This is a genomic window from Streptomyces spectabilis, assembly GCF_008704795.1.
Taxonomy (GTDB): domain Bacteria; phylum Actinomycetota; class Actinomycetes; order Streptomycetales; family Streptomycetaceae; genus Streptomyces; species Streptomyces spectabilis.
Genome location: NZ_CP023690.1, coordinates 172,089 through 182,447 on the forward strand (window position 1 = coordinate 172,089; position 10,359 = coordinate 182,447).

General features: G+C 70.6%; 6 protein-coding genes. 4 read left to right on the forward strand and 2 right to left on the reverse strand.

Annotated features, from left to right (window positions below; translation table 11 throughout):
* Positions 1 to 254: 254 nt before the first annotated feature.
* Positions 255 to 2,153, reverse strand: a complete 1,899-nt coding sequence (locus CP982_RS00730; RefSeq protein ID WP_150508658.1) for a hypothetical protein — start codon at positions 2,151 to 2,153, stop codon at positions 255 to 257.
* Positions 2,154 to 2,256: 103 nt separating this feature from the next.
* Positions 2,257 to 5,427 (reverse strand): hypothetical protein, encoded by a 3,171-nt coding sequence (locus tag CP982_RS42925; protein WP_150508659.1) that lies wholly within the window; start codon positions 5,425 to 5,427, stop codon positions 2,257 to 2,259.
* Between the two features lie 910 nt (positions 5,428 to 6,337).
* On the opposite strand from CP982_RS42925, the gene CP982_RS43075 reads away from it, so the two are divergent.
* The 4 genes from CP982_RS43075 to CP982_RS00760 all read left to right on the forward strand — a co-directional run bounded on the left by CP982_RS43075 (position 6,338) and on the right by CP982_RS00760 (position 10,354).
* On the forward strand, positions 6,338 to 6,667 hold the full coding sequence (locus CP982_RS43075) for a hypothetical protein (RefSeq protein ID WP_308294326.1): 330 nt from the start codon (positions 6,338 to 6,340) through the stop codon (positions 6,665 to 6,667).
* 1,125 nt (positions 6,668 to 7,792) lie between these two features.
* The gene (locus tag CP982_RS00750; RefSeq protein WP_150508660.1) at positions 7,793 to 7,975 is read left to right on the forward strand and encodes a hypothetical protein; all 183 of its coding nucleotides are present in this window, start codon (positions 7,793 to 7,795) and stop codon (positions 7,973 to 7,975) included.
* Between the two features lie 1,344 nt (positions 7,976 to 9,319).
* Positions 9,320 to 9,865, forward strand: coding sequence for an adenylate kinase family protein (locus CP982_RS43180; RefSeq protein WP_372503499.1), 546 nt, complete (start codon positions 9,320 to 9,322; stop codon positions 9,863 to 9,865).
* 258 nt (positions 9,866 to 10,123) lie between these two features.
* Positions 10,124 to 10,354, forward strand: a complete 231-nt coding sequence (locus CP982_RS00760) for a DUF5988 family protein (RefSeq protein WP_150508661.1) — start codon at positions 10,124 to 10,126, stop codon at positions 10,352 to 10,354.
* The last annotated feature ends 5 nt before the right edge of the window (positions 10,355 to 10,359 follow it).

Here is a 10,359-nt window from a genome sequence, read left to right on the forward strand (position 1 = left end):
GTCGCAGTGTTCCCTGGCCAGGGACTGTGGGATTCCCCGATCAGCTGACCCGGGCCGGTGCCTCCCGTTCACCCTACAACTAAGACGCCATGTCGACGCCGAAGCCGCCCTGAGGGCAGCCGGTCCGCCCGCCCCCGCCCTCCATCCGTGCCGTGACGACATCCCCGGCAGGCCAGCCCGCGCCCGCTGGTCTTCAGCCACGACGACCCCTTCGGGCGCCGAACCAGTCCCGCACCGGCATGTGCAGCTGGCGCTCAGGGCGCCTCCTCCTCCGCCAGGCGCTGGGCCAGGCCCTTCAGTTGCCCGGCCATCTGGTTCAGCTCCGCGCGGGTGGTGTCCGCGCCGATGATCTCGACGTACTGGAAGTGGTCCGCCTCCAACTCGTCGCGAATGAGTTGAGCCTGGGCCACGGGGAGGTCGCCGGGGACGACCGCGAAGAGCTTCACCTTGGTCGCCGAGATCCGGACCTTGACGAGTTCCTCACCGATGTAGATCTGCTCCAGCTTTCCGATGTCGCTGGCTGAAAGGCGCTCCACGTCCTTGCGGAACTGGCCGCCCGCCTCGGCGAGTTGGTACTCCTGTTGCAGCTCCAAGAAGGTCTTGTGGTACGGCTTTCCGGTGACGCGGGCGATCTCGCGCTCGCTGCGGAACTTGTTCTTGACGAGGCTCAGGAACGTGGCCCGGTCCTCGGCGCTCTTGAGGGAGGACAGACCGCCGCGTCCCCTGCTCAGGCCGCGGGCGGTCTGGCCGAAGCCGGCCTTGGCCTCGAAGATCGCCTCGATGTGCAGGACGCCGTTCCGGCGGATCGCGAGGATGCCGTCGGTGACCGCGCCGCCGCTCCGGTCGGAGATGAGGTGGCCGGGGATGAACTCCAGCTTCTCGCGGTAGGCCCTGATGCCCAGTGCCTGGGGGCCGGTGCGCAGTCGCAGCCACGGGACGATGCGGTTCTCGACCAGTTCCTCCAGCAACTGGCCCTTGAGGTTGTTGACGTACGGCCCCTTGGAAAGGACCCGGCGCACCGCGGGGACGTCGAGGTCCTCGAGCACGGGGTGCCGGCCGGTCATCCGGCGGAGCAGCGCCTCGATCTCGTCATCGAGGTCCCCGGCCACCCGGCCTGCGCCACCGCCGGAGGCACCGCGTCCACCGCGGAGGAGTTTGGGCAGTCCGTCGGCCGCCTCCCGGCCGAGCTTCCCGGTGATGCGGCCCTCGACGCGCAGGGCCTCCTCGGCCTGCCGCACGGACTGGACGGCCGGGCCGTTGACCGCCATCCGGTCGGCCGTGAGGACCAGGCGCCGCCAGGCGGCGCCGTCGTGGCCGTACAGGCGGGCGAGCCGGGATTCGGTGTACATCAGGCGGCCCGCCTTGACCATCCGGCCCGCGAACGGCAGCAGGAGGGTGGCGAGCAGGACCGCGCGCTCGATGTCGCCGAGCCGGTAGCCGAAGAGGTCGCGGCCCTCGTACGCCTCGTACGCCGCGAGCATGCTGCCGATCAGGGGCAGGGAGCCGACGGCGGTCTCGAACAGTTCGGCCTCCAGCGGCGGTTCGATGGGGATCTCACCGCGCTCGACGTCCGGCAGCAGCCGCTGGGCGGCCCGCAGCAGGGCGACCACGTCGGGGCGCTGGGGCAGGAAGACCGTGTAGTAGCCGGCTTCCGCCGACAGTCGCAGGAAGGCGGTGTCGTACGGCTGGGCGCGGAACCAGGTCATCAACTCGTCGGCGACGGCGGTCATGTACAGCTTCGAGGTCTTCTCGTTGGGTGTGATCAGGTAGTCGACGCCGTTGCGCGGGTCCTTGGTGTAGGACTGCTGCACTGCCACCTGGGTGCGCAATCGACCCGCGAAGGCGAGGTACTCCAGGTGCTTGCGCGCGAGCAGATCGGCGTCGACCGGCCGGTTCACCTCACGCCCTGCTCGCTCCAGCACGGCGGCGTACCAGCGCTCCGGGCCGCTGAGGCCGGTGGTGCGGCCCCGCCCGCCGCCCGCGTACGCCTGTGCAAGGGCGGGACCCGTGGCCACGTCCTCGCGCATGATGTCCACCGTGCGGCGCGCGACGGCGACCTCGTCGGCAGGCGTGCGCGGGCGCAGCAGGTGCTGGAACAGCCGCAGCTCCGCGGCGGCCAACTGCTCCAGGAACGGCCTCGCGTTCACCGGCATCGACGGTCTCCTCTCCTGTCCTCGTGTCGTGTTCCGCGCCTCGCCCGCCGCTGGTGTGCCGCCGCCACGGCGCCGGTGGTGGTCCTTTGCCCCGGTGTTGCCTTCAGTCCTCGACCCACTCCCCCGAGCCGTCCTTGTGCCAGGTCGGGAGCTTGTCGTCCGGACGCAGCTTGACCAGGGTGGTCGGGATGCGGACCCGCCACGGGTCGCCTTGGGGCACCTCGGCTCCGGGGCGGTCGAGGCGTTCGGCGATCTCCTCGGCGATGGGCAGGTAGAGGGGGCTGGTGATGGGGGGAAGCGGGCCGCCGTTCCACAGTTCGCCGAAGTTCATGTAGTGGTCGATGGCCCCCTCGAAGCCGGGGCGCACCGGCACGGTCACCCGGCAGTAGCCGGCCTTGAGGAACTCGTTGAACTGCGGGTCCGGGTCGTCGTAGCTCAACCGCTCGTCCCATTGCTCCTTGCGGCCCCAGAAGTACGGGTACGCCACCCAGGTCAGGTGCTCCCATTCGATGGCCTGCTCGAAGAAGCGCACGTACGCGCCCTCGGCGGCGGCCTCCTGGACGTCGATCTGCGAGAGGGGAGAGCCGCCCGGCCCCTGCTTCACCTCGATCGCACCGAACAGGTCGAAGTGCTGGTCGGTGAGGATGCTGACGCAGTTCTTGCGCAGTTCGTCGGCGATGAGGAGTTGGTTGGCCCGGGGGTTGCGGCCTTGGATCGGCACCCCGGCCTGGAGCTGGAGGGCGGCGAGCTTCTCCTCGTACTCCGCGAGCCGGGCCCGGTAGGCGTTGGTGAGCTTGGCGTGGGTGTCCAGCGCCCACTTGCGCATGGCGCGCTCGGTGCGCTGGCATTTCACCTCGATGCCGACGGCGACATGGGCGAGCCGCCAGGTCTGGATGGCGACCGGCACCGAGTCGCGCTCCTCGGCCAGCGGGGTGGTCCACAGCCAGTCGCCGTCATTGCTGAACCGGTGGGCGCGGTTGCCCACCAGCACGTCGACGCAGCAGCCCTGCTCCCACAGGTTGAACAGCGCCCCGCAGGAGACCTGTACGGCCATGTAGCCGTCGTCGATGGCCACCTGGCCGGAGTGGGTGTAGTCGGTCTTGCTGTCGCCGCCGCCCGCCTTGTAGTCGAAGGACTTCGTCCGGTACGGCTCCGGCGGCGGGGAGACGTCCGTCGCGTCGTAGAGCTGCACCCACTGGGCGTAGTTCAGCTCGGTGATCTGGTCGGGGCGCAGGGAGAACTGCCGAGGCTTCTTCAGGTCCACGGCGCTGGCGTGCGCCGACTGCAGCGTCTCCACGAAGTACGCGGCCGGCTCGGGGATCATGAAGTCGAACATGGTGCGCAGGCCGTAGTTGTACATCTGGGCCTCGTAGACCTTGTTGACCCACTGGTACACCCCGGAGATGTTGTTCAGGCCGTTCCGGTTGTCCAGGCCATGGCTGTTCTTCTCCGTCACCTCGGTGGTGACGCGCAGCGAGGTGCGCTCCAGGACCCGCTCGGAGATCCGGTTGGCGCTGCGCTGCGTCACGTCCTGTGCGAACACCGCGGCCGACTTGGTGGCCTCCTCCTTGTTCCGGGACTGCGACCCCTCGGCGGAGGCGGTGAACTCGATCGTGGGACCGTACTTGCCCGAGACCGTCAGACCCGCCTTGAGCTGCGCGTCCTCCTTGATGACCGTGCTGGCCTCGCGCGTCATCTCATAGCGGTCGGTGGACTCCAGCTCCCGCTCCTCGGTGGTGGTGACCTCCGACTCGCTGACGGTGATCTGCTCAGTCTCCTGGCGGCGGGTGTGCTCCCGCTGCTTGCTCTCGCCCCGCAGCACGTTCTCGATGTGCGCGATGTCCGCGCCCTCGTACCCGACCAACTGCTGGCGGACCAGGATCAGGTCGGCGACCCCGGAGGGGGCCACCGTGCCGCGGCTGCGCGGTACGCGGTCGTCCTCCAGGGGGATCTGCTCCGGCGGCGGTGTCGTACCGACGACCAGGGCCGTCCACGGGGAGGGCAAGGGGGTGGAGACGGTGACGAGGGTGTCGCCCACGCGTTTCACGCTGAGCCTGGTGGGCCGGCCCACCAGGGTCTCCAGTTCGCCGCCGATCACGTCCTGTTCGTCCCTGAGCGTGTCCACGATGCGGTCCAGCGGCTGACCCACCGGGCTGATCCCCCGATCGGTTAGCACGGTCTTGGTGCCGGGACTGAGCTTGTCGGCCGCCGCCTGGTTCAGCCGGAAACCGAGGTCGGACAGGGCGGACGGCTTGAAGGGCGGGGTGCCGGAGAGCAGATCGGGGCGGGCGCCGAAGAGCTGGCCTGCGAGGTGGGCCGCTCCCTCCACGGGCAGAGGGGGCGGGGTCGGAGGGTCACCCTCACCGGCCGTGGCGGCGTCCGGCGCATCGCCGGAGGCCGGAGTCGGCCCCGTGTCGCCGTCCGTACGGGGCTCCGCACCGGTGCCCGCCGGGTCCGGGCCGTCGGCCGCACGCGCCCCGTTCCCGGAAGCATCGGCTGATGCCGCCGGGGGCACGGGCCCGCCGAGCGCCCGCAGATTGGCCTCGCCGAGCTTGCTGTGGAAGTGCACCTGCCGGGTCAGCGCGGCCGCCGGCTGGAACTCCTCCGGGGGTACGGTGCCCGCGCCCTGGGTCTGCTGGGTGGACTGCAGGTGCTCGCCGCCGAGTCCGGTCAGCTCGCCCACCGCCTCCCGCAGCCGTCGGTGGGTGGTCAGCAGTGTGGCGGCGCGCTCGCGGCGGGCCGCGGCAGCCTGGGCCTCCCGCTCCCGCTGCCGCTGCTCGGCCGCCTTGGTGGACAGCTCGGGTTCCAGCCCGGTGGGTCGCGGCAACCGCAGGGGACGACGCAGGGTGCGATGGGCGTCGTCCGCCTTCGCGGGGAAGGACGTGTCGGTCGCCAGCCGGGCGATCAGGTCCAGGTGGCGCAGCTGCTCGGTGAGGGCGGCCAGCGGCCGGCCGTGTTCCCCCGGCAGGTACTTGATGGCCAGCAGGCTGTCCCGAAGCTTGGCGACGGCGTCCAGGTAGGGCTGGGACGCGACGAGGACGGACGGCTCGGAGCCGTAGGTGTCGCGTACGGCCTTCACCACCGCCGTACGCAACGCGCCGGGCTGGCTGGGCGGAGCCGCCAGCACCCGACCGAGCGTGGCCGTGAAGGCGGCTGTCTGCGCGGCCAGCGGAGTGCGCGACGGATCACCGACGAACCCGGCCGACGCCACGAACTGCGTCGCGGCCTTGCGTGCCTCGACACGCGGCTTCTCGGAGGTGGCCGCGGAGGCCAACGCGTTCTGGAATGCGGACTGTTGAGAGAGGTCGATGCTCGGGCGGTCCCCGTCCTGACTCACCGCGGGACGGACCAATGACATACGGAACAACGGTTCCACGAAGCCCCCTTGAAAGTGTGTAGGCAAGAACTCGTCTCAAGGCAGCCCTGCGCACCAGCCACACATCGACAGCAAGTTCTGATATGTCGAAGACAGCGTTGCGACACACTCGAAACCCAGGCAACTCTTGTTCCGCTGAGCGGAACACGCAGCCCGCCAGCACCAGGGCCGCCATCATGCGCAGACGACTTCAGCCGTCGGGCGCTGCGCGGGGCTCGCCCGGCGATACCGAGCCGGGCAGCCGCCATCGAGTCCCGACGCTTCAGGATGAGGCTCCTCAACTGGCGAGGGCGGGCAAGCTCCAGGGCCTGGCGGCTGTGCCCGGGTACGGACGCTGGCACTGACCAGCGCGGGCCAGTCGGCACTCTTGCGTCAGGTGCTGACGGTGTGCGCCATAGGGCTGGCCAGTCAGCAGACGTCCCTCCAGGAAGGGATCGGTGAGCCCGAGGGCCCCCGGTACGGCAGTGAGCTTGTCGCCGTTTGATAGCTGAAAAAGCTTGGCCGCCCGGAGCCCTTCCCCACTCGCCCGGACCGTCGTCGAGGCGGCGGAAGCCCAGCACACCGCACTGCCCGGAGAGAAGTTGGCCATGGACATGGTGGCCCGGATCGCGACTGGCATGCTGGACCTGGACGCGGAGTTCGCCGAACTCGATGCGCTCATCAAGGCCCGCTTTCACGACCTTCCGCACGCCAAGGTGATCGAGACCCTGCCCGGCATGGGGCCCCGCCTCGGGGCCGAGTTCAGCGCCGCCACCGGCGGAGACCTGACGGCGTTCGGCACCCCGGCCGGCTGGCGGGCTTCGCCGGACTGGCCCCGGTCCCACACGATTCCGGCCGCCTTCGCGGCAACCTGCACCGGCCCCGCCACTACCATCGCGGCCTGTTGCGAGCCTGCTGCCTCGCCGCGATGGCCAACCAGCGCTGCTGCCCCGTCTCCCAGTATTACTGCCAGCGCAAACACAACGAAGGGAAAGCCATGTCCCAGGCGACATGGCCTGCATCACGGTGTCGAGAAGAGCGCGCGCTTCAAGGGGATTGCCGCAGCAGTACCAGTGCACGTTGCCCCACTCGTAGTCGTGCCACAGCTCGCGCTCGGGACGACGAACGTAGTCCTTCCACAAGCGCACGGCTGCGCTGACGCCGCCCGGCTGGAGATAGTTTCGGGTGCGTTCAAGACAGCAGATCTCGGACAGCGCACGCGAGGACAGACCGTCGATGACGGGGGTCGCGCCTGGTACGCGGTGGCGGCGGGAGATGCCGGCTCGGATGTGTCCTGGCCGTCTACGCGGCATGGACCTTTCGGTTCGTCGTCATGCCGTACATGGCGCCATGACGCCGCGCCGAATGACGGGACGCCGAAGACTTCACCGACTACGGCCTACACCCGCAACACATAGCCGCACTCCGCGCCTGGGCACTGCCCTGGGCCGACGACCTCGACACCCGGCCGCTCGCCGAGGACGGCGCTGATGAGGACTGACTGACGCACGCCCTCCCACGTGTGGCCCATCGCGATCTCGAGGGACACAGGGCTGGAGAGCGTCGGTGCAACCCCTTCTATCTGTGTGACCACCGTCTGACGGGCCTGGACGGCTGCGCGCGGCGACGCGTGCGATGGCCGCCGGAGACGTGTATGCGCCCCGGGCAGGGTGGTCCCGGCGCGGGGTGCCCGCGCCGGGCTGGCAGACAAGGACCTCCAGGTGCCGGGGGTGGGGAGCTTCCGTCGGTGAGCGTCCCGGAACGTGTCGTGGACGCGCTGCCGGATCCGTGACCGTCCGCGCGCCGACCGGCGCACCTTGATAGAGCTTCTCCGCGTTCCCGGGGGCGGGTGGCGTGGAGAGATCCCCTTCTGGCTCGGAGGGGGTGACCGCAGAAGGCTGGGATTTTCACCGGGCTATGCAGGCTGTCCTGGCCCCGCTCGCACTCCGGGGGAAATCACCCTCGAGTGCGGCGCTGCGGCCGCGGTCTCGGATGCATGCGGCGTTGCTCTGATTCTGCTGCCGCGAAGGGGCCGTCACGTCAGCACACCCACAGAAGTCACGGTCTGGTGCTGGCGCGACGGGCCCCAAGGTGTCCGGTCTCGCGGGAAGGGTGCCTCGCGGGCCCGGACACCGCCCCAGGGAGAGCGCCGTCACGGTGCTCAATGCTCCTGTCGCACGCGTGCATCCTGCACGCGTGCGACGGGCCCCAGGGCCCGATGGGCCGGCACGTGACTACACGGAAGCGCTGGCGTGGTGGCTCCTACACCCAAGGAGGGAACCCGGTGACGATGAAAGACCTCCACCAGACTCCCGGGTGGAAGGGAGCGGCGTACGCCCTCTGTGAGGGCTCGGTACCGCCTTCCACACGGCCCGAGCGGGCGAAGGGGGCGGCGGTTGATGACGAAGTCGGGTTCGCATCCGGCGTCAGCATCGTGGGCGTCGTCGTCGATGTCGTGGACGACTGACAGCGAGCGGCCCCTGTAGGCCGCGCCGAAGCTCCCGGCCAGGGACGTCACATTCTCAGGCCGGGGACTGGGGCCAGTGAGCCTGGCCCCAGTCATGAACTCCCGTCAGCGACGGCCCGGGGAGAGGCCTAGTCGCTGACGGGTCAGGGCAGCCGCGGCCCCCCGTTCGTGCTGCCCACCCCCGCCCCGGGCTTGTCCCGGCCAGATCCGCCCGGGGCGGGCCCCGGGGGCAGCTGCTGGCTTGCACCGCTGCCCCGGCTTTGAACACCGGCCACGCCCTTCGGGGGGGGTGGTGTGGCGGGCCCACACGTCGTCGCTACCGCAGGCGCCCCTGCCCATGGGGCATCGCGGTGGCGGCGGCCGGTGCGGCGTCGTGGGGGCGCCGCCCACCCCCGCCTCTGCGTGCGGCCTCCACAACCACGCGCAGTAGCGGGAATCCCGGGAGCGGGGAACCCGCTGGCCCCGCTCCCGGGCCCCTCTCTCCCGCCGCGTCCGCATCCTCAACCCCCGCTGGTGCGGGCGCGGCGGGTCCCTTGCCGAGGAAGGAGCGGACCGTGCTCGGAAGGCTGATCATCTTGGCGGGCGTCGCCGTGGCGGTGTCGCTCGTGATCCTTCGCTCCGGCCTCTCCTGACCGCCGTCATGCGCTATGCCTACCCGAGGATGCCCCAGATTCATGATCTTGCTCAAGAAGCCTCTGCTGCTTCCGGTTCCCCGCACGGTTCCGCAGGTCTCGTGTCCGGTCTGCGGCGAGGGGATCGCCCGCTGCCGGTTCCTGCGGGCGCTGCCGCAACTCGTCGTACTGCTCCTGCTCGCAGGGGGCGATGCCCGAACTGCAATCAGTGGCGGCCGCCGGCCTGCCCCTGCCAGGCGGCCGCCCCCGACGGAGCGGCAGCGATCGCGCTTCGTCCGCCCTCGTAGGTACGCAGGCCCCCATGCTCAGCGTTGTGGTGATCGCATCCGTGCGGCGCCCGAACGCCGGGGGCGTGTGGTGGTGCAACACTGCATCGGCCCCGGCCCCTGTCCGGCCACGGTGGTGGGCAGTCCAGATGCTCACGATCCGCAGCACCCCGGACAGCGAACTGCCGGGGCCCTGCCCCCGGCACAGCCCCGAGCCGCCTCCCCCTACGTCTTCCTGCTCACTGGAGGAACACTGAAAGCCGTCCCCTGCCCCGTCGTGGCCGTCCTCGGCCCGCCCGGCGCGGGCAAGACCACCCTGACCCGCGTGCTGGCCGCCGCACTCAGCGCGGAGGTCTGCCGGGTCCGCGAAGCCGCCCACCAAGCAGCGCCCACGGACCCGCTGGTCGCTGCCCAGTACGGATCCGCTGGGCTGGATCCCGAACCTGATCGCGGACGCCCTGGTTCGCGACGCACTTGATGCCACCGCGGACCGGCCCCTGATCCTGGAAGGCTTCCCCGGCAACAGGAAGCAGGCCGCCGCGGTGCACGTGATGAGCCGCTCCCGCAGCCGCCCTCTCACCGTGGTCGAGCTCACCGCCCACCCCGACACGCTCGCCGAGCGCCCGGCCACCCGCCGCGTCTGCACCGGCTGCGACCCGGACCCCGACGACCCGCGCCACCCGGCGCAGGTCGAGCCCACGAGGCCGGACCGGTGCGGCGCCTGCGGCACGGAACTGACTCGGCGCGGCAGCGACGAGGGAGAGAAGGCCGCAGCCCGCCTGGCCCGCTACGAGGACTGTGCCGGGCGTCCAGTCCGCCCTCGACGGTGTGCCGGGCCTGCGCTGGCACCGCATCGACACCGATTCCCGGTCCGCGGTTACCGTCTCCTGCACGGTTGGCTCGTTGTGTCGCCACGGATAATCCGGCCGCTGGGATGTAAGCGGCGTGCCGCCCCGGCGTCGGCCCTGCAGGACGTTGTGAGGGGCGCATGAGCGGTATCGCGTCGGGCCCCGAGGGCGGTCAGCAGGCTCTGCCGCGATAGGGCCGGGATTTGCTGCAGATTCAGGCCGTTCAGGGGGCGCCTGTCTGGGGCGTGTGAGGACCGGCGTCACGTCTGGCGCACGCCACGCGCCGTGTCCATGCGCCTTCCGGTTTGCTCTGTGCGGGCCAAGTTGGGAGGGGAGGAACCGTCCGTAGCGCTCTCGCACAGGCGGTTCCACGGCCGTGTCTGTGGATGGTGAGGTGGGGAGATGCCAGGCGAGGTGGTGACGGGATCGGGGCGGCTGGTTGTGCTGATGGGTGGTCCGCCGGAGCTCCCGCGCCTGTACCGGCTTGCGGACGGTCATGTTGATGTGTCACGGGTGGTGGTGGCCTTCTACGGGCGGCATCAGCGGTTCGAGCCCACGGGTGAGACCGAGCTGATTGAGGGGCGGCGGGTGCCGGTGTTCCGGTTCGCCTACAGCACAGCCATAGCAGAGTAGGACGG